Origin of the sequence: Alteromonas sp. V450 (assembly GCF_001885075.1) — a bacterium.
Classification (GTDB): domain Bacteria; phylum Pseudomonadota; class Gammaproteobacteria; order Enterobacterales; family Alteromonadaceae; genus Alteromonas.
Map to the genome: position 1 here is coordinate 1,473,888 of NZ_MODU01000004.1, position 19,689 is coordinate 1,493,576.

Below are 19,689 nucleotides of genomic sequence, written 5' to 3' on the forward strand. Positions count from 1 at the left end.
TACGCACTTATTACCGAGAACCGCGGTGCTTTACACACCACATAAGGCTATCGCAAGCCTCTTCACGCTTTTTGAAATGAGCCAGTCCAATTAGGCTGCCTTCGCGTGGCCACACAGCTTGGTTGAGCACTTCTTGATCTTCTGGCGAGAGTTGCTCTTTGTCTAAAACGATTTCAACAGCTTTCTTGTTGGGCTTAATCAGCGCAGGTCTCGCGTCTTTGACCAAAGCCGAGCGAACGCAAATGTATTCACGCTTCATCGGGTCACGCACCACGCCAATATAGTCGTTATCACATATAATAGCTGGCCAACCTTCTGCTATTCTGCTCTGTCCGAACATGATCAAAGTAAAAGCAACAAGGACAAAAAGCGTTAAACCAATGAACTGCGCACTTAAATCTGGTGCCACACTTACAATCACACCAACTACAGCAACAAAAAAAATCCAGCCGCCAAATACTCTGCGCATAGCATTGGGTGATATACCTGATATAACGTCAACCACTCTTATTGATTGTTTGTCATAGTTTCGAATCATTACAGAAGATTGTGATCCCACAGCCTTTATCCACCAAAGAAAAATAAGAAATACATAAATTAATACGTTACGAGTAAGGCTGAAGATTTACTTACACGCTAGTAAAACAAACCCTCATCACAAAGGAGAGTTTTACGCTATTAAAACCGTGTTAAGTAACCATTGCAGGCACCTTTAAACCATTGAATTGTAATGTTTAACCTACCAAGTAAGCATAACAAAATATGTGGCCAGGGCAAAGCTATTACGCGCAAAATACGCGGTAACATATGAACAGCAATCGACCAGTTAACGTTTTCACAAATCAAGCCTTGTTATGAATAAAATGCGGTTCAGCTGCATAAGCCTCCCACTTCATTTTTCAATCTGTAAATTTTTCTCTCACCGTGCACCTCTTGCCCGATCTCAGTCTGAATCAGTCGACAACCTATGAGTAAATTATACAAAAACCAATAAAATCAAAAATTTAAAATTCAGGAACACTACTTGCTTAGACGAAAGTATAGAGTTCACTTATAGAGTAGAACACACCTTTAGTTAACGGGTATGCAAGGGAGGAAAGTATGCGTTCACCAATTAGTGCCGTCACTATTGTAAAAAGCCGGACGGAGAAGCTCAGCAATTTGATTGCTCAACTCGAACAATGCTTTCCAACGCCTGACGAGCTGGTAATAGTGTGGATGGCACCACCTTCTGATTTATCTCTCGTCCGCAGCGACAAATTTGACATCGTTCATAAATTTGTAACGCAAGACGCGCTTCCCATTGCAAAAGCGCGCAATAAAGGAATGTTAGCAGCTAAGCACGCAAGCTTAGTTTACCTAAACGTAGATGCAGTTGTTGCACCATCACTTTTTAAAGATGGTTTGTTAGCGCTTTGCGACAACACTGTTGTATTCACGTCAGTCGTTTTTTTACCCAACGACCGATGCGGTAAACCTTATCGGCAAATTTCAAAAGACGAAAAGGCAATTGGTTACTTAGCAAGTAATGACGATACGTTACCCGAAGACGACAACAACGAAATACCTTCAAGAGATCAGGAAATCAACCATGGAAAGTTTAGTAACGATAGTATTTGTTCTACAGTGTTTTTTATTCGTAAGGCAGACTTTCAGAAAACCGGCGGCTTCGATGAAAACTACGCGGGTTTCGGACTAAACGACGAGGATTTCTTTACTCACTGCCGATCGTTGGGATTTTCACTAGAGCAATTACCAACGCGCACATTTGCGCCACATCGCCCCAACTATCAATGCCCGATAAATCACCTTTTGGACTTTGTTCACAATGCGCAGCGCTTTCATTCGAAATGGGGTTTCTACCCGTGCACGAATGTACTGAATGCCTACGCGGACGAGGGCTTTATTAACGCTGATTACGAGCAAAACGGTATTAAAGTTAAGCAACTACCACATCAACAAGATGAAGACTTATCATCGACTATGGTTGAGAAATCATTGGTGAAAAGCGAACATAATACTATTTCATTCACCTCTTTTCGTTCCCCAGATAAAGAGTCGGGCCTCTTGAGCACCACAGCATAAGTCGCCCATTTTTGATACTCCGTATTCTAGCGGAAAAAACCATCACGCTAACGTCTCGCGAGCATTTGCACGCTCGCGAGCAAAGTGACAAAGAGTAAAAAACTTACGCTAGCAATAATCTGTAATCGGCTTCTAGTGACGCGCATCTGAAATGGCGCTTGGCTTTTCTCGTTGCCAATTGAGTCGCATATCCCATTCAAAACGATGTTCTGGCTTCAGCGGAGGCTGCTCGGCATCAATAGTACTTAACACATTAGTCGCCTTAGTCAGCGTTGCATCGCGGCCAAACAAATAGCTTTGTTCTTTCACTATGGTTAAGTATGCCTTATTTAACGCATAGGCGCGCTCTGGAGAAGGCGTGATGATATCGTACACTGACTTAGCACGCTGCACTTCTTTCGCCTTAATCATGCCGTTTTCATCGAACCATTTAGCCAGCATTTCGCCGTTTTGACGAAATTCATCACCACCACCCACGCGCTCCATGTAAGTAAGGAACTCGCCTTTTTCCTCATTAATATTTGGCACATCTTCAATTTCACGCAGGTTTATATAGCCCCAGCCCGCTTCTCCAGGTACTTTGCGGGCAAATGAAAAGGTCTGGTCGAAGGTTGACCCTACTGTCTTGTGACAGCCGTTACAAAACGCGAGTTCTTGATCGTGCTGCGCGCGAAGTTCGCCTTGTTCATTTTCAATAAAGCCGTTTATCGTCCAGCCAAAGCCGTTGTCTATCCCTTTTTCACCTAAATAGCGGGTTTGAGGCAGTTTTTCAAAATGCTTATCTTTTGCTTCAGCATAGTAGGCAGAAGCTAAGCTTTCTCTGCTTCTGAACACATGTTTTTTCATATAGCGCACTTCTTTCATACGCGGCGCATTGTATATATTCCCGTGTTCATCTACACCAATGTAGCGCACGGTATGTAAGAACTCTGTACCTTCGGGGTAAAGCATATGTGCCAACGGAATTTCACTTGCATCACCAATATAGTGAGAGGAACGGGCAATTTCAGTGACGGATTGTGACAGCCTACCATCTTGGTCGATGTCTATATTTAACGCAATCTCATTCACGGGTGCGACAGTTAACGAGTTTAGCTCTTTTAGCGCCATCTCAACCAAGCTTAGGTTCACTGTATAAACTGCTTTATTGTATTCACCATTTAGCGTTTGAAAGTTTTCAGGGAGCCTTATCATGGCGTCTCCCGTTGAGCCGTTAGTCGGCCAAAAAGTACTTGGGAAAGGCTTGTAATTGTATGACACCCACCCGCTTCCATCTTTAGCAAAACCTTCGCTATCAAACGCAGTGACCGCTGCGCCTAGATTCTCAATGCGCATATATTCTGGCATTACGTCATTTTTAAGCGAAGCGGTGTAGTTATCTTGTGCTACGTATTTTTTTATAGTGGCATCGTCAATACTCGCAATAAGCGATGTTCGGTCAATAAACAGGTTTTTCCAACTGTTGGTTAACCCTACGTCAGAAAATTCATAGTTGCCTTGCAATGTACCATCACCCATTTGGTTGGGGCGCTTTTGTGCTGAATCGTAACTTTGATGGCATGCATAACATGGGTTGTTAACGCCTTCTGTTTTGGTGTAGCACTGAGGAGGAATTACTGACTCAGGGTTATACACTTCATTGTGCTCAATGTAAGCCAATGCAGGGATATCATCTCCCTCCTTGTATGGGTAGGTGCGCGTGTTATCTGCTGCCTGCTGCGCCTCTGTATAAGCAACATCACTGGATACTTTGCTTGAAATATCATCTGTGTTTTCAGTACACCCTGCACTGATAAGTAGCGCAAGCAGAATGCCTGCACCTGAAGTAATTTTTAGCATTTTCATAATCGTCACAACGGCAAAAGCCGGGCACATAAGTGCCCGGAATAATTTTAATTCAAAAGAAAACTTACTTATCCGCTGGCTCATACATCCACAGCGTATTGTTTTCTTGGAAACCGTCTTCACCAATAAGAATACGGCCGTCATTCATCACCACAACGTTATCTGGTTGCGACAGCTGCTCAACATCACAACGCTCAGCACCAGTTAGGCTTGAACGATACGTGCCGCCCATCACCACAGGCTCAATGCGCGAAATGTTGTAGCCTTCTTCCAGCTTGGCACGGTATACACCACCACAGTCTTTAACACGTGTTGACAGCTGCATATCGCCCTCGCCATCCGTCATTGTGTTATCGATATCAGCAATGCCGATATACAGGTATGCATTTTCAACTACTTCACCTTCGATCGTATCAACACCTTCCACAGCTTCTTTCGCGCGCTTCTGGTTAATAGAAATACCTTCTAGCTTTCTCCACTCAGCAGTTGCTCCTTTTAAACGGGCCGCTGCACGACTTTCAAGAAACGCCACACGGTTATCCATTGGCTGTCCTGCTGTTACGCTGGAGCCACCTTCCTCTACCGTTGGGTATGTCGCATCACCATCGACCCATGCTTGAACATCGGCCATCGTGATGTAAGAACTTTGCCCATCTACGTAGTCGTCTGTACCAATACCATTGTATTCATCGATCCAAGCGCGAATGGTCAAGTTGTCGCCGCTGGCTAACTCAACCCATTCAACTGCAAAACCAGTGGTGGCGGGGTCGTTTTGACCTGCATCTTGGGTAAGCTTGGCTCCGTAAAGAGTACCTGCCGATAAATCTTCTGCTGTGTCTGCAACAAACTTAAACAGCACGCCACCTGTATCATCTTGCGAAAGATAAACCGTTTTTCCGTCAGGCATAACCGTTGAGTTTTCATGCTCGTAACGGCCCATCGTGAAATGCTTAACAATCACCGGCTCATCGGCCAACGGCTCTGTCACTTCTGCAATGTAGCCATAATTATAAGGGTTTGGCGCGTCTGGTGCGGTCATCTGCCACATACGCCCTAAGCGCGCATTTGTAGATACAGCTTCCGGGTTATTCCAGTTAGGTGATGTAGTCGTATTTACGGCCGAGTCAACCACCCACTCTTCAGAAGTAAGCGGAGTACCCCACGGTGACATTGAACCAAAGCAGTTTGCCGCTGTTCCCCACACAGGCGAGAAATCTAGCATCATAGCTTCTGTGACTTCCCACATGCCGAAGTCGTCTTTTTCTACTTTCATGCGGCTCATGCCGCCAGGCAGCTCTTCCCAGTTCGAGAAAAGATAACCTTCGCCTTCTGCGGTAGAGAGGAAACCGTTAAAATCTGGCATGTCATTTTCAAGAACTAGCTCTTCACCATCAAGCGTGTAGATATGGCCTAGGCCCTCAGGTAATTTCGTACCGAAGGTATCACCCGTTTGTCCTAGTACTTGGTATTGACCGATTGCAGAAGTAACTAACTGTTTTTCTTCCTCAGAGCTTGGTACCGGAGAGTTAGGTAATGTAACAGGAAGATTGTTGAAATTAGCGCCTGCAAGTACACCCACCGTGCCAGTGTTGATTGGCATTGCATTAACTGCTGTTGTGGCAGCATTTGTGCCAGACGGGTGCTGTACGTTGAAGAACAAATCGCCCTCGTCAGTTAAGAATATACCGGTTACTTCCGCACCTAGTGGAACTGTAGCAATACGTGTTAACGTGCCGGCCGTATCACCCACAGGCCCAGGTTCTCCCGCTGGCCCTTGTTCGCCTACTGGCCCTTGAACACCGTCTTCGCCGTCGTCACCTTCTAGTGAACAGGCAGTCATCCCTAGTGTTACAGCCAATGCTATCGCTGAATACTTAATTCCACGAAGAGTTTCGCTTTTCATTATGGTTCCTTGCTTATACTTGTTTTCGATGTTGAGTGGAGGTAAGCAGACGACTTACCTCAGTAACGGTCTTAGCGGGCGAAAGTCTGGAGGACATTTGTGACATTCCGGTGACAGTGAATTGACACCAAAATGAAGCTTTATTGACACAAGGGTCTGAAAAAACGAATAAAACAAATGCGAAGGTTTACGAAGGCGCTGTAATCATTGGGGTTATTGAATGCTCAATCAAGAAAACCTAAACCACTCAGTCAGTTTATGAATTATTTGTTGCACCGCACTGGTCGGAGCTTTAAGCGCGTGAACATCACAGGACATAATTGCTTAATAATTCGATAGAACAAAATGGCAATAGCGGGTAGTTGAGGAAGGCAATTAGCGAAAGTCATGTTATGAGCTAACGGGCTACGAATTTCGCCAAGGCCCGCTAGCCTAATCAATAGGTGATAATTAATCGACAACAGTAAGCGGTTGATTATACGCCTTTAACTTATTAACCAGATAATCTTCGAACTGTTTTGTAGTTTGTATATCGCTGCTGCGCTTCGGCCAAACCGCGAGAATTTTATAGTCTAACGCGGTTAAAGGTTTAAATAATGCAAGGTGGTCATGTTCACCCTCAAAAATCTTTTCGACCTGATCTAACCGGTAAACAAGAGCCAATCCTAGGTTGTCATTATCTGCCAAGATACTTTGAGCTCCCCAAGTAGCAATCACGCCCCACTCTCCGCGTTCAGCTTTAATCACCTGCATTCCATCATGCGCCACTAGACCTGCGACAATATTATCCGAAGGCTCTGATACAGAAACACTGATGTGGGTTGTGGGGTCGAACGCATCTATTCGATAGTGCGTGGTAACGTCGATGCTGTCCGCTTTCACATCAGACGATGACCACCCTTCGTAGTCAACCTCGAACTCAGCCCGCAACTGAGAATTCGATACTAATTGGTATTGCGTATTCTCTACATGCTGAAAATGCATGACTGTCTGCGTTGAGGAGTCTTGGGTTTCCTTTTCTATTAATCGACCTAGCGCACCCACGCCCAACGATTTACCAACTTTAAGCGCATCTCCTCCCCACGAAGATAAATTGTGATAGCTTTCGTAGCCGTCTTGCCCCACCTCAGGTAATACTACACTGTCGTTCGCTTTAACAAAGACATCAATAGCGTTACGCCAGTCAAGATAAAGGCGATACCCTATTTGATCAGACTCCCAGCCTGGTCCTTCATAACGCAAAAAGTAAGAATGATCGGTCAATTGTGGAGGCGATGTGAATGAGGTAATTTCTTCAAAAGAAAAACCCTCGGCGTGATATGCTGCGTCTTGCCACTCACCTCCTGTTCTTACCGAAAGTTCTGCGTGCGCTCTATCTTTAACGTTAGAATTTATTACTTGCTCCGGAGGAACAAGTTCTAGTGACATGCTTTCACCTGGCGCAATGGATGCGGCACCTAATAACACCGCTTGCCCTTCGCCATTTTCAATCCACTCTGATGGGTATTTCTTTAACTTCCAACCTGTATATTGTGGCGGCAAAGATATTTCGAAAACTTGCTCACCAGTGCCACCGTCTGCCGAATTTTTCACCTTAACAGAAAAAGCCGAACTTATATCCCCTTGTGAGCAACTTGCTAAAAACGGCACCAAAATTAGACCTATCTTACTAAATTTTTTCACTTTTATGCTCTCCATCGGTTGTTAACGTATTTAACTAATTAGCAATATTTTCAAACAATATATTGACAAATGCCACCGGTGGCAATTATTTTAAATTTTGTTAACGAGATTTTTCATTTTAGTATGTCGAAAAATTCGGCGTGCCAATGAACCATTTAGTAAAAAGGTAAATTACATGGTTAACTTTAGCCTAGAAGGTAAAACCGCATTAGTGACCGGAGCAAGCAGAGGTATAGGCCAAGCGCTAGCTTTAGCACTTGCCACTTCTGGCGCCTTTGTCATCTGCGCCAGTTCTCGACCAGGTGGATGTGACGAGACACTACGTAAAATTCAAAGTGAAGGTGGTCAAGGGATGGCTTTAGACGCCGACCTCGCCAATGCCGACGCGGCAGTTAAACTAGCCCAAGATGCGCTAGGCATTAAAGGGCACATCGACATCCTGCTAAATAATGGCGGCACTATTTTTAGAGCACCTGCTACCGACTTTCCTTTTGACAACTGGAAAAATGTGCTTGCGGTCAACATCGATTCAGCTTTCCTACTCAGCCAATCTATTGGCAAAACGATGGTAGAACGTGGGCAAGGCAAAATCATCAATATTGCATCAATGTTAAGTTATACAGGTGGCATCACCGTTCCTGCCTACACAGCGAGTAAACACGCCATTGCCGGCCTTACGAAAGCGCTCGCAAACGAATGGGGGCAATACAATGTGCAGGTGAACGCAATTGCGCCAGGTTACATCAAAACCGATAACACCCAAGCACTGCAAGATGATGAAACGCGCAGTGCTGAAATTTGTGCCCGCATTCCCGCTAATCGCTGGGGGGAAAGTGATGATTTAGCCGGTGCGGCGGTATTTCTTGCAAGCGCAGCGAGCAATTACGTAAACGGCCATATCCTTGCTGTCGACGGCGGCTTTTTAGCACGCTAATAACTAACAAGGGTCACAGCCCTGAGCGGTAATATAGCCCTGAGCGGTAATATAGCCCTGAGCAGCCAAACAACGAAGAATGAGAAGAAAGTCATGAACGAAAAAATAGACACACGATACGCCATCGGCCGTAAAGAGGCCAATGCTTACAACACGCAAGAACTGCGCGACGCCTTTTTGGTCGACACCCTTATGACAGAGGGTAAAGTCGTATGGATATACACCCATTACGAACGTTTTATGCTTGGAAGCGCCGTACCTACTGCACATGCATTGACACTAGAAACCATTGAAGATCAGTTAAAAATGCCTTTCTTTACCGCCCGTCGCGAAGTGGGTGTGATAAACATCGGCGGTCCAGGCACCATTACCGTTTCAGGCACGACTTACCATTTAGATAACGAAGAAGCCCTATACATCGGCCAAGGCAATGAAGACGTCATTTTTGAGTCAGACAACGCCTCTAACCCCGCCAAATACTACTTAAATTCAGCGCCGGCACATCACGCCTATCCCTGCAAAAAAATAGGTAGTGCCGACGCAAACGTACTCCATTTAGGTAGCCAAGAAACATCAAACCAGCGCGATATTAAACAGTTGCTTATCAATACTGTTGTTGATACTTGTCAGCTTCAAATGGGATTAACGCGTCTACATACCGGTTCAGTCTGGAACACCATGCCAGCTCATCAACATGACCGACGCAATGAAGTGTACTTTTACTTTGATATGGACAGCGAAAGCCGCGTGTGTCACTTCATGGGCGAACCTCATGAAACTCGCCATATTTTTGTAGCGAATGAAGAAGCCGTGGTATCGCCACCTTGGTCAATTCACTGTGGTGTCGGTACAGGAAGCTATGCATTTATCTGGGGCATGGCGGGTGAGAATTTAGATTACGATGATATGGATAAGTTTCCGCCGTCAGAGTTGCGCTAAGCAGCCCTGTTCTAAGTAGGTGTAAAGATTATGTTGCGGTATATAAAACTCACACTTTCTGCTACAGCCATGTTGCTTGCATCGGCGTGCTCTCAAAATGAATTGCAAGGGGAAATCACCGTATTGCGCTTAGGGCATACGCTGGATACGCAACACTCAGTACATAAAGCAATGGAATATCTTGGAGAGCGCTTAGATTACTATTCTGACGGTACAATGAGCGTGGTTATTTACCCGAGCAGCCAGCTCGGAACCGAAAGAGAGATGGTAGAACTGCTGCAGATTGGCTCACTCGCTATGACGAAGGTGTCCGCAAGCCCGCTAGAGGGGTTTGCTCCCGAGATGAAGATTTTTAGCATTCCCTATATCTTCCGCGATAACGAGCACTTCTGGCGTGTATTAAACAGCGATTTAGGCGATGAGTTGCTATCTGGTGTTGAAGACTTCCGACTTAAAGGTCTCGGCTATTACGATGCGGGAAGCCGTAGTTTTTACACCAACGACAAACCAATAGAAACACCAAGCGATCTGAACGGGCTCAAAATTCGCGTGTTGAACAGCCCTACTGCGGTTGCAACCGTTCGCGCACTTGGGGGAGCCGCAACCCCCGTTTCTTGGGGAGAGCTATACACGGCACTTCAGCAAGGCGTTGTGGATGGTGCTGAGAATAACCCGCCTAGCTACTACCTTTCACGTCATTATGAAATTGCCCGTTATTACAGCCTTGACGAGCATACTAGTGTTCCAGATGTCATGCTGGCATCGCTTCCGGTATGGGAAAGTTTGAATGAACAGCAGCAATCGTGGTTAACCAAAGCAATGAAAGACTCTGTTGAATACCAACGCGAACTTTGGAAAACATCTACGCAAGCCTCTTTAGAAAAGGTAAAAGCTGAAGGCGTCACGGTTATTACGCCTGACAAAGCGCCTTTCGTTGAAGCGGTAAAGCCTTTCCATAAGAGCTTTGAAGGCACGCCAATTGGCGACTTAATTACGCAAATAAAAGCGATGTAACAATGACAATAATACGCCTCATCGATAAAGCCTTAGCCGGCACCCTTATTATTGCCATGGTAAGTATTTTACTTACCGTAATTTGGCAAGTGGTCTCGCGTTATGTTCTTAAAGATCCAGCATCAATCACCGAAGAGTTGTCTAGATTCATACTTATTTGGATTGGCATCTTAGGTGCGGCCTATGCGTATCGTCAAAATGCGCATTTAGGCTTCAACTTAATTGTTGAGCGTCAGTCTCGTAAAGTGAAACGCCTTTTGCTCACCTGCGTTGAAATTATCGTCATTATTTTTTGTGTTTTAGTGATGGTATATGGTGGCGCCGAACTGGTTTCTCTTACATTAGAGCTAGAACAAATTTCCGCAGCGCTAGGTGTTAAAATGGGCTTTATCTACAGCGTGCTTCCTCTATCTGGAAGCCTTATCATTGCCTATGCACTGGTAAACATTACTGCGTTGTGGCGAAACAATAATAAGGAGTCAGCGTAATGGAACTGACCGGTATTATCTTAGTCGTTGCCTTTTTCGTACTCCTTCTTTTAAATGTGCCAATTTCAATCAGCATTGGTGTAGCCACGCTGCTTGCTATGGTAATGAGCATGGACATTGCACCGGCTACCATTACTATTGCCCAGCGTATGGCAGGTGGCCTTAATAGCTTTGCGCTGCTGGCAATTCCATTTTTTGTTTTATCTGGCCTTATCATGGGACGTGGCGGGATAGCCAAACGATTAATAGAGTGCGCAATGGCGCTTATTGGCGCCCTGCCAGGCGGTCTAGCCTTAGTTAATGTTGTTTCCTGTATGCTTTTCGGTGCAATCTCGGGGTCTGCGGTAGCAACCACATCTGCTATTGGCAGCTTCATGTTACCCGAAATGAAAAAAGCCGGCTACGAGCCGAATTTTAGCGCCGCGGTCACTGCCGCTGCATCAACTACGGGTATGTTAATTCCACCAAGTAATATCTTAATTGTATACGCAATCGCTAGCGGTGGCGTATCCATCGCCGCCCTCTTTATGGCTGGCTATATTCCAGGCATTATGGTGGGTCTAGCGCTCATGCTGGTGTGCTTTATCTACGCAAAAATGAAGGGATACCCGCTATCGCCGCGACTGCCTATTAAAATAGTTGTCGAAAAAACTATCGCAGCACTCCCTTCCCTATTCCTCATATTCTTAGTGATTGGCGGCATTGTGGGCGGCGTTTTTACCGCTACCGAAGCTGGTGCCATTGCGGTGGTTTACTCATTGCTGTTAGCTGTGGTGTTTTATAAAGAAGTGGATGCGAAAGCCCTACCTGATATTTTCTTGAAGGCGGCAGAAACGACGGCAATTGTAATGCTGCTTATCGCAGCCTCAACGGCGATGTCTTGGCTACTGTCGTTCGAGAACATTCCGCAAACCTTAAGTAACGCACTATTGTCGATAAGCGATAACCCATTACTAATTCTTCTCTTAATCAACCTATTACTTATCGTAGTTGGTGCATTCTTAGATATGACGCCTGCTGTACTTATTTTTACGCCCATATTTTTGCCGGTGGCCTTAGAACTTGGAATGAGCGAACTGCAATTCGGCATCATGCTCGTGCTCAACCTGTCTATTGGTTTGTGCTCACCGCCCGTTGGCGCAGTACTTTTCATAACCTGCGCCATTGCCAAAACCAAACTTGAGAATATTATTCGACCGCTAATACCTTTATATGTGGCTATGTTTGTTGTTCTTATGCTGGTCACGTATGTCGCTTGGTTCAGCGAAGCGCTGCCACGTGCACTTGGATTTTAATAAGGCAGTATCATCAAGGCTAAAAGGTGTGATCATGCGCTGTTTAATCACACCAACTTTTACTTTTTAATATCAGAAACATATTGTCCGTATTTGTATGGTAATATCGAAAGTAACGACACAATAGCGCGGAAAAACAGAGAATTATGAATAAGCGCCCGACTATCAATGATGTTGCAGCCCTAGCAGGGGTATCAAAACGTACCGTATCACGTGTCATTAACGGTGCTACCAATGTGGGTAAGGCAACCCGTGAGCGCATTGAAACTGTCATCCAAGAAACGGGGTTTGCCCCTGACAAACAAGCGCGAGGTTTAAGTACTAGCCGCTCTTACTTGATAGGTTTGATTTACGACAATCCCGATGCCTTGTATATCGACCAGGTACAAAGGGGCGTGTTAAGCATATGCTCTCAAAAGGGTTATGAGTTAGTTGTACACCCTTGTAGTTATAACGCCGAAGGATTTGTAGAAGACTGCGTCAACTTCGTCCGTCGTTCAAACATAGATGGTGTTATCATATTGCCACCGGTATCTGAATCTAAGTTATTAGCAGACGCGCTGCAGCAAAAGAGCATAAACTATGTTCGAATGGCGTCAGTAGATTTGGATGACCATCAAAATATAGTAGTGAGTGACGACAGAGCGGCGCTGAGCGATTTAGCGCGCTACATGGTGTCACTGGGCCATAAAGATATTGGTATTATCAGCGGTCCTCAACAGTATTATTCATCGAAAGAGCGTTTGGAAGGCTTTGTTGAAACGCTTAACGGTTTAGGTGTCGATGTTCCTAAAAACAGAGTAATTGAAGGTAAAAACAGCTTCGAAAGCGGTATTGAATGCGCTCGCCAATTACTCATCCAGTCGCCACGAGTTAAAGCTATTTTTGCGAACAACGATGAAATGGCGGCAGGTGTGTTAAAAGTGGCCCACGAGATGGGTATTACCGTGCCAGACGAATTGTCCGTCGCGGGGTTCGACGACAACTTACTCGCCGCTCGCGTCATCCCTGCCCTTACCACTGTTCAACGTCCCGTTGGGGACATGGCAGCTATTGCAGCACGTAAAATCATTGCTCATATTGAAGGCAGTGAAATCAGCGAATCCGAAACCTATTTGGTTAAGCCTCACTTAATTATTCGAGATTCCATCAAAAAAGTGTGATTTTTTACAATGAAGTGTTGCTTACACTTCTTTTTCGACCTATTATGCCACCGGTGGCACGACAATAAATAATTTGTAAACAGAGCGTAAAAATAAACGTTTTCTAATTTATCGCTCTTTTTAAATGCTCAGTGCTTATTTACCAACGCTTAGCGATTAAGTAAGCCGTAGAGATAAAGCAGGACTTGTAATGGACGTTAAAACACAACTAGTTAAAGTGCATAATAACGATAACGTTGCGGTTGCAACCTGCCCTATCGTGGCTGGCACTTACATCGCTGAATATGACGTTACCGTCAGCCAAGACATTCCTGCCGGCCATAAAGTTGCCTTAGTTACCCTGTCAGACGGTGGCGACATCGTAAAATATGGCTTCAGCATTGGTGCTGCAACAAACCAAATTAATGCTGGTGAACATGTTCACAGCCATAACGCAAAGACCAAGTTACAAGGCTCTGAACAATACGTTTACGCGCCGTCGAATATCCCATCGAAGCAAACACATGCTAGCTCTGGACTACAGTTTATGGGCTACAGAAGAGAGAATGGAAAAGTAGGTATTCGAAATGAAGTGTGGATAATCAATACCGTAGGGTGCGTAAATCGTACAGCAGACCGTATTGCCAACGAATGTAATCGTCGTTTCGCTAGCGAGTGCGACGGGTTCCGCGCATTTACCCACCCTTTTGGCTGTTCTCAGCTGGGCGATGATTTAGATGACACGCGCACTATCTTAGCTTCACTGGCTTCTCACCCGAACGCTGGTGCGGTGTTAATTGTAGGTTTGGGTTGCGAAAACAATCAGCTTAAGAGTTTACTGCCTCACGTTGATAAACCGGCAAATCGCGTTCGCTTCTACAACGCACAAGAAGTGGTAGATGAACTGGAAGAAGGCGTCAATGCGGTTTATGACTTGTTAAAAGTAATGGCTAATGACAAACGTGAGCCCATCGACGCTAGCGAATTAACGTTGGGCATGAAGTGCGGTGGTAGCGACGCTTTTAGCGGTATTACTGCCAATCCAACAGTTGGGCGCGTTACCGATTTAATGTGTAATCTAGGTGGCTCGGTCATTTTAACCGAAACGCCAGAAATGTTTGGCGCCGAACAGCTCTTAATGAATCGCGCTAAAAACAAAGACGTATTCGAGGCGTTTAACTCGCTGATTGATGAGTTTAAGAACTACTTTATCGCCCACAACCAACCTATTTACGAAAACCCGTCCCCAGGCAATAAGGCAGGCGGTTTAACCACGCTAGAGGAAAAGTCTCTCGGCGCGGTTCAAAAAGGTGGAACGTCTACTATCCAGTCCATCTTGCAGTATGGCGAGCCCAAGCAAGATAAAGGCTTAAGTTTATTACAAGCACCTGGTAACGATGCCGTTAGTTCAACGGCGTTGGCAGCATCGGGGGCACATATCGTTTTATTCACCACAGGCCGAGGCACGCCCCTTGGTTTTCCTGTACCCACAGTCAAGATATCGTCAAATTCAGATATCGCTAATAAGAAGCCACATTGGATAGATTTTAACGCTGGACAAGTTCTGGAAGGCGTCTCTATCGATAAGTGTGCCGAAGCGCTACTCCAACACTGTTTGGCAGTGGCATCTGGTCAACAAACCTGCAACGAGAAGAATGGCAGCCATGAGATTGCTATTTGGAAACGTGGCGTCACCCTCTAAAAGAGAGCGTTATGGAATCGATATTATTACATGAAGATAGACTTTTTCCTGCCGATGAAGCAACCCGAAGTGTTGCAAAGGCGCTGTATAAGGAAATTCGAGATCTCCCTATCATAAGTCCACATGGCCATACTGACCCACGTTGGTTTGCACAAAACAATAATTTCACCAATGCAACCGAGTTGTTTATCACCCCTGATCACTATGTGTTCAGAATGCTGTATAGCCAAGGTATTAAATTAACCGATATTGGTGTGCCACGTTGGGACGGCGGCGAAACGGAAACAGATCCACATAAAATCTGGAAACTTCTGGCAGATAACTATCACCTGTTTGCTGCCACACCATCGCGTTTGTGGTTAGACACTGTATTTCACGATGTATTTGGTTTGCGAGAGATGTTGTGTAGCGACAACGCAACGCATTATTACGACCACATCACTGCGCAGCTTCAAGGGGATGACTTTAAGCCCCGCGCACTGATGGACCGCTTCAATATTGAAGTGATTGCTACCACCGAAGGTGCGCTTGATGCCCTTCCCCATCACGCGGCGATTAAAGATACGCCGTGGGCAAAGCGGGTTATTACCACCTTTAGACCTGATGATGTAGTCGATGCTTCACGCGAAGATATTGTTTCAAACATTGAGAAACTTGGTAAGCTCACCGGTGAAGACACGGCAACCTGGCAGGGCTACCTGAACGCAATTCGTGCACGACGTGCCGTCTTTAGAGAACACGGTGCAACAGCAACAGATCACGGACACCCAACGGCGAACACAGCTGATTTAAGTGAAGCTGAGTGTATGGCTTTATTCGATAAAGTAAGAAGTGGAAACAGTAACCCTGAAGAGCAAGAGCTATTTAGAGCGCAAATGCTTACCGAATTAGCGGGAATGAGTGTAGAAGACGGCATGGTGATGCAAATTCACCCTGGTTCGTTTAGAAACCACAACAGTCAGCTCTTTACGCAGTTTGGTCGAGATAAAGGCCACGACATTCCAATGCAAACAGATTTTGTTAAAGCGCTTCGCCCGTTACTCGGTAAATACGGTAACGAGCCTAACCTTGACATTATTCTATTTACATTAGATGAAACCACGTACAGCCGAGAATTAGCACCACTTGCAGGCCACTACCCTTGCCTGAAACTTGGTCCTTCTTGGTGGTTCCACGATAGCCCTGAAGGCATGTTGCGCTTTAGACATCAAGTGACAGAAACCGCAGGTTTCTTCAATACTGTTGGTTTTAATGACGATACGCGCGCGTTCTTGTCTATTCCTGCACGTCATGATGTTGCCAGACGCATTGATTGTCGCTTCCTTGCCCAGCTAGTTGTGGAGCACCGCATCAGTGAAACAGAAGCGGCCAGCATTGCAAGAAAACTCACTTATGATTTTGCTAAACAAGCGTACAAACTGGGGTAATCATGACAAAGCCGTTATCAATTTCAACGCTACCTCTTTTAAGTGACAGCGTAAGTAAACCAAACTACGATCTGGAAGCAACCGGTTGTGGCATTGTGCATATTGGTCCAGGCGCCTTTCACCGTGCGCACCAAGCGTATTACACCGAAAAGGCGTTGGCTTACGGTGGTGACTGGCGTATTCACGGTGTATCAATGCGCAGTGCATCACTTAAAGAAGCGTTGAATACACAAGACAATCTCTATGCGCTGTGTATTGTTGATAACGAGCCTGAAACCCACATTATCGGCGCAATTAAAACCCTGTCTACATTAGCACATGATCGTGAAGACATTGTTGCTGCGCTGGTAAACAAGCAAACTAAAATAGTGACGCTTACCGTGACAGAAAAGGGCTATTGCCTTAATGCGCAAGGTCATCTGGATACCGACCATCCAGATATCAAAGCTGATTTAGTCACGCCTGAAACACCGGTAAGCGCTGTTGGCCTTATTGTGCAAGCGCTGTCTCAGCGAAAGCAGGCAGGCCACGCAGACATCACCATTATTAGCTGTGACAATGTGTCAGATAACGGCAAGAAGCTTCAAAAAGCGGTAACCGAATTTGCTAATAAAACTGACGAGTCATTGGGTCAGTGGATCAGCGACAATATTTCCTTTCCCTGTACTATGGTCGACAGCATTACGCCTGCAACTGAAGACAGCTTTAAAGCTAATGTTGCCGATGAACTGGGTCTAACCGATAACTGGCCTATTCAGCGCGAGACATTTACTCAATGGGTAATTGAAGATAAGTTTTCTGGCCCAAGGCCCGCATGGGATAAAGTGGGCGTTACCTTTACCCATGATGTAAGCTTCTTTGAAAAGGCGAAGCTTCGCATCTTAAACGGTAGCCACTCAACATTAGCCTATTTAGGCTTACTACTTGGCAAAGAGACTGTCTTTGATGCGATAAGCACCCCAGCCATCAAACAGCTGATTCAAACCATGTTACAAGAAGAAATCGTTCCATCTCTAAGTAGTGGTTGTGAAGATGACGCTCGCGGTACACAAAATTTCGACCTAAACGCTTATTCTCAAGATATTGTGAAGCGCTTCGAAAATAAGCATATCCGCCACCTTTTGTCGCAAATCGCTTGGGACGGCTCACAGAAAATCCCATTTCGTATTCTCGACACAATACGCGATAACCTAAAAGCAAAACGAAATATTGATTTGCTCTGCACTGCCGTTGCTGCTTGGTGCCTATTTGTAAACAACAAGGCACGTTTAAACGAAACTATCACCGACCCGCTAGATAGTATGTTAAGGGCTACAGCAAAATCGGTAGACTTTCAGGCAATAGAACTTGCAAAAAAATTGCTATCTCTTGAAACCATGTTCGCCGAACTGTCGGTAAACATTACGTTCAAAGAAAAAGTGCTCGAAAAAGTTAATCAGCTGCTTAACATTTTATCGCACGAAAACAGCAACGAAGGTCAGCAAGGTTCTGCTCCCACTACGTTAACAGAAAGTTCGCTAGATTCACTAAAAGGAACCGCGTGATGAAAAGTACCTTTTCTATGCTTAAAGGCGCTCCATTACTCCCTATTATTCAGCCTAAATCTGCTGACGAAGGGCTTCACCTAGCAGAAGCAATTGCAAATAGCGGTCTGTGCAACATAGAAGTAGTGAAACGCAGCGACGCTGCCTTTGAAGCCCTGTCAGCCATTAGAAAACAGTTTCCTGAACTCGTTGTGGGTATGGGCACATTGTTAAACCGCAACCACGTATTCGAGGCGCTAGATGCTGGCGCACAATTTTTGATAACGCCCACAAGCTCAGAGACTTTGCTCGATACACTGATTGCGTCTAATGCACCCTTTTTGCCGGGCGTCGCTACGCCTGCCGATATTCTTTTGGCGCACCAAAAAGGCATTCGCGAGATGAAGTTCTTTCCTGCGAGTCTTAGCGGCGGAACACCCTTTCTTAAAGCTATTTCAAGCGTATTTAGCGATGTTTGCTTCTGCCCTACCGGCGGCATTAATGGCGACAACGCGAATGAGTATCTCTCGCTTGGCAATGTTCGAGCAGTAGGCGGTACATGGATGATGCCCAAGGCAGCCATTGAAGCAAAAAATTGGCAAGCTATAACTTTGGCATGCCAGCAAAGCCTAACATTGTTTGATGAGGCGGCGGCATGAGCGTAGTTGATACCAAACAAAGAATGGTTATTTTTGGCGAGTGCATGGTAGAGCTTCGAAGCACTCAGCGTGAGTCATCAGTTACTACGCGCGAAGAAAAAACAGATAATAACCTGATGGCGAAAAGCTTTGCTGGCGACACGTACAACACTGCGGTTTATTTAAAACGCTGCTTGCCTTCATCTTCCATTAGTTACTTAACGGCTATAGGCGCAGACTTTTTAAGCGATGAGCTGCTGTTTAAAATGGGGGAGCACGAAATTAACACTGATTTAGTATTTCGCTCGTCGTCGCGTAACCTTGGCCTGTATATGATCCGCAACGACAACGAAGGTGAAAGAACTTTTGCATATTGGCGTAACCAGTCTGCGGCAACACAGACGCTCAACATTATGAAGGGCGCTGAATTTGCGTGTGATTGGTTTTATTTGAGCGGTATCTCTATTGCCATTTTAGATGACGAACAGCGCGCTTCACTTTTCGAACTGATTTCGTCCCTCAAGGCCAAAGGCAGTAAGATTGCCTTTGATCCTAATTATCGAGCTCGCCTTTGGTCATCTCAAGAAGATGCCAAATACTGGACGGGTAAGGCATATGCTGAAGCAGACTTGGCGTTCCCAGGTGCAGACGACCATTTAATGCTGTTTGGCCACACTAATGCTGATGAAATATTTAGCTATTTAGCCGACAAACAGATTGAAGAAATCGTGATGAAAAACGGGGCGGTTGGCGTTCATATACTCAGTCAACAAGAACAATGTATTGTGCCTGTTGAGCGTGTTGAACAGGTGGTTGATACAACGGCTGCTGGCGATGCATTTAATGGCGGTTATATGGCCGCTCGACTTGCAGGTAGAAAGCCTGTTGAGAGCGCGAGCTATGGGGCAAAAGTGGCAGCGACTGTGATTACCTACCCCGGTGCCATTATATCAGGTGATGCCTTCACTAATCACATACCGTCGCTATAGTCGGTATGTGACATTCCTCTTTCTTTTCTCTTCTATTTCCTGCCATTGTAACCATAAGCAAGCACGCTATTTAAGATGAAGG

General features: G+C 45.4%; 16 protein-coding genes. 12 read left to right on the forward strand and 4 right to left on the reverse strand.

Annotation, left to right across the window (positions count from 1 at the left end):
* Nucleotides 1-10: 10 nt before the first annotated feature.
* Nucleotides 11-559: a hypothetical protein gene (locus BK026_RS06465; RefSeq protein WP_071815097.1), complete on the reverse strand. Its 549-nt coding sequence runs from the start codon at nt 557-559 to the stop codon at nt 11-13.
* Nucleotides 560-1,101: 542 nt separating this feature from the next.
* Here BK026_RS06465 and BK026_RS06470 point away from each other — a divergent pair.
* Nucleotides 1,102-2,085: a glycosyltransferase family 2 protein gene (locus BK026_RS06470; protein ID WP_071815098.1), complete on the forward strand. Its 984-nt coding sequence runs from the start codon at nt 1,102-1,104 to the stop codon at nt 2,083-2,085.
* A 132-nt stretch (nt 2,086-2,217) separates the two neighbouring features.
* Here the strand turns inward: BK026_RS06470 and BK026_RS06475 are convergent, their stop codons facing one another.
* From BK026_RS06475 to BK026_RS06485, 3 genes are all read right to left on the reverse strand, one after another.
* Entirely contained in the window at nt 2,218-3,930 is a 1,713-nt protein-coding gene (locus BK026_RS06475; RefSeq protein ID WP_071817529.1) for a hypothetical protein, read from the reverse strand.
* 64 nt (nt 3,931-3,994) lie between these two features.
* On the reverse strand, nt 3,995-5,833 hold the full coding sequence (locus BK026_RS06480; RefSeq protein WP_071815099.1) for an alkaline phosphatase PhoX: 1,839 nt from the start codon (nt 5,831-5,833) through the stop codon (nt 3,995-3,997).
* A gap of 450 nt (nt 5,834-6,283) precedes the next feature.
* Nucleotides 6,284-7,516 (reverse strand): DUF4861 family protein, encoded by a 1,233-nt coding sequence (locus BK026_RS06485; RefSeq protein WP_256253701.1) that lies wholly within the window; start codon nt 7,514-7,516, stop codon nt 6,284-6,286.
* Nucleotides 7,517-7,691: 175 nt separating this feature from the next.
* Here BK026_RS06485 and BK026_RS06490 point away from each other — a divergent pair, with 175 nt between their 5' ends.
* The 11 genes from BK026_RS06490 (at nt 7,692) to BK026_RS06540 (ending at nt 19,607) form a co-directional block, all read left to right on the forward strand.
* Complete coding sequence (locus BK026_RS06490; protein ID WP_071815101.1) at nt 7,692-8,450, forward strand: SDR family oxidoreductase; 759 nt, start codon at nt 7,692-7,694, stop codon at nt 8,448-8,450.
* A 93-nt stretch (nt 8,451-8,543) separates the two neighbouring features.
* Entirely contained in the window at nt 8,544-9,389 is an 846-nt protein-coding gene (gene kduI / locus BK026_RS06495; protein ID WP_071815102.1) for a 5-dehydro-4-deoxy-D-glucuronate isomerase, read from the forward strand.
* A gap of 30 nt (nt 9,390-9,419) precedes the next feature.
* A complete protein-coding gene (locus tag BK026_RS06500) occupies nt 9,420-10,403 on the forward strand; it encodes a TRAP transporter substrate-binding protein (protein ID WP_071815104.1) in 984 nt (327 codons plus the stop codon).
* A gap of 2 nt (nt 10,404-10,405) precedes the next feature.
* Nucleotides 10,406-10,891: a TRAP transporter small permease gene (locus BK026_RS06505; protein WP_071815106.1), complete on the forward strand. Its 486-nt coding sequence runs from the start codon at nt 10,406-10,408 to the stop codon at nt 10,889-10,891.
* The gene (locus BK026_RS06510; protein ID WP_071815108.1) at nt 10,891-12,186 is read left to right on the forward strand and encodes a TRAP transporter large permease; all 1,296 of its coding nucleotides are present in this window, start codon (nt 10,891-10,893) and stop codon (nt 12,184-12,186) included. The genes BK026_RS06505 and BK026_RS06510 overlap by 1 nt, the downstream gene beginning before the upstream one ends.
* A gap of 146 nt (nt 12,187-12,332) precedes the next feature.
* Nucleotides 12,333-13,349 carry a LacI family DNA-binding transcriptional regulator gene (locus BK026_RS06515; protein WP_071815109.1) on the forward strand — a complete coding sequence of 339 codons (1,017 nt, stop codon included), beginning with the start codon at nt 12,333-12,335 and terminating at the stop codon, nt 13,347-13,349.
* A gap of 190 nt (nt 13,350-13,539) precedes the next feature.
* Nucleotides 13,540-15,030 carry a UxaA family hydrolase gene (locus tag BK026_RS06520; RefSeq protein WP_071815111.1) on the forward strand — a complete coding sequence of 497 codons (1,491 nt, stop codon included), beginning with the start codon at nt 13,540-13,542 and terminating at the stop codon, nt 15,028-15,030.
* Between the two features lie 11 nt (nt 15,031-15,041).
* Complete coding sequence (gene uxaC, locus BK026_RS06525) at nt 15,042-16,457, forward strand: glucuronate isomerase (RefSeq protein WP_071815113.1); 1,416 nt, start codon at nt 15,042-15,044, stop codon at nt 16,455-16,457.
* A 2-nt stretch (nt 16,458-16,459) separates the two neighbouring features.
* On the forward strand, nt 16,460-18,001 hold the full coding sequence (locus BK026_RS06530) for a mannitol dehydrogenase family protein (protein WP_071815116.1): 1,542 nt from the start codon (nt 16,460-16,462) through the stop codon (nt 17,999-18,001).
* The gene (gene eda / locus BK026_RS06535; protein WP_071815118.1) at nt 18,001-18,639 is read left to right on the forward strand and encodes a bifunctional 4-hydroxy-2-oxoglutarate aldolase/2-dehydro-3-deoxy-phosphogluconate aldolase; all 639 of its coding nucleotides are present in this window, start codon (nt 18,001-18,003) and stop codon (nt 18,637-18,639) included. Before BK026_RS06530 ends, eda begins: the two co-directional genes overlap by 1 nt.
* Nucleotides 18,636-19,607 (forward strand): sugar kinase, encoded by a 972-nt coding sequence (locus BK026_RS06540; RefSeq protein ID WP_071815120.1) that lies wholly within the window; start codon nt 18,636-18,638, stop codon nt 19,605-19,607. Before eda ends, BK026_RS06540 begins: the two co-directional genes overlap by 4 nt.
* Nucleotides 19,608-19,689 lie beyond the last annotated feature (82 nt).

Coding starts and splice junctions, on each gene's coding strand:
- BK026_RS06470 (WP_071815098.1), top strand. CDS start 1,102: ATGCGTTCACCAATTAGTGCCGTCACTATTGTAAAAAGCCGGACGGAG.
- BK026_RS06475 (WP_071817529.1), bottom strand. CDS start 3,930: ATGAAAATGCTAAAAATTACTTCAGGTGCAGGCATTCTGCTTGCGCTA.
- BK026_RS06480 (WP_071815099.1), bottom strand. CDS start 5,833: ATGAAAAGCGAAACTCTTCGTGGAATTAAGTATTCAGCGATAGCATTG.
- BK026_RS06490 (WP_071815101.1), top strand. CDS start 7,692: ATGGTTAACTTTAGCCTAGAAGGTAAAACCGCATTAGTGACCGGAGCA.
- kduI (WP_071815102.1), top strand. CDS start 8,544: ATGAACGAAAAAATAGACACACGATACGCCATCGGCCGTAAAGAGGCC.
- BK026_RS06500 (WP_071815104.1), top strand. CDS start 9,420: ATGTTGCGGTATATAAAACTCACACTTTCTGCTACAGCCATGTTGCTT.
- BK026_RS06505 (WP_071815106.1), top strand. CDS start 10,406: ATGACAATAATACGCCTCATCGATAAAGCCTTAGCCGGCACCCTTATT.
- BK026_RS06510 (WP_071815108.1), top strand. CDS start 10,891: ATGGAACTGACCGGTATTATCTTAGTCGTTGCCTTTTTCGTACTCCTT.
- BK026_RS06515 (WP_071815109.1), top strand. CDS start 12,333: ATGAATAAGCGCCCGACTATCAATGATGTTGCAGCCCTAGCAGGGGTA.
- BK026_RS06520 (WP_071815111.1), top strand. CDS start 13,540: ATGGACGTTAAAACACAACTAGTTAAAGTGCATAATAACGATAACGTT.
- uxaC (WP_071815113.1), top strand. CDS start 15,042: ATGGAATCGATATTATTACATGAAGATAGACTTTTTCCTGCCGATGAA.
- BK026_RS06530 (WP_071815116.1), top strand. CDS start 16,460: ATGACAAAGCCGTTATCAATTTCAACGCTACCTCTTTTAAGTGACAGC.
- eda (WP_071815118.1), top strand. CDS start 18,001: ATGAAAAGTACCTTTTCTATGCTTAAAGGCGCTCCATTACTCCCTATT.
- BK026_RS06540 (WP_071815120.1), top strand. CDS start 18,636: ATGAGCGTAGTTGATACCAAACAAAGAATGGTTATTTTTGGCGAGTGC.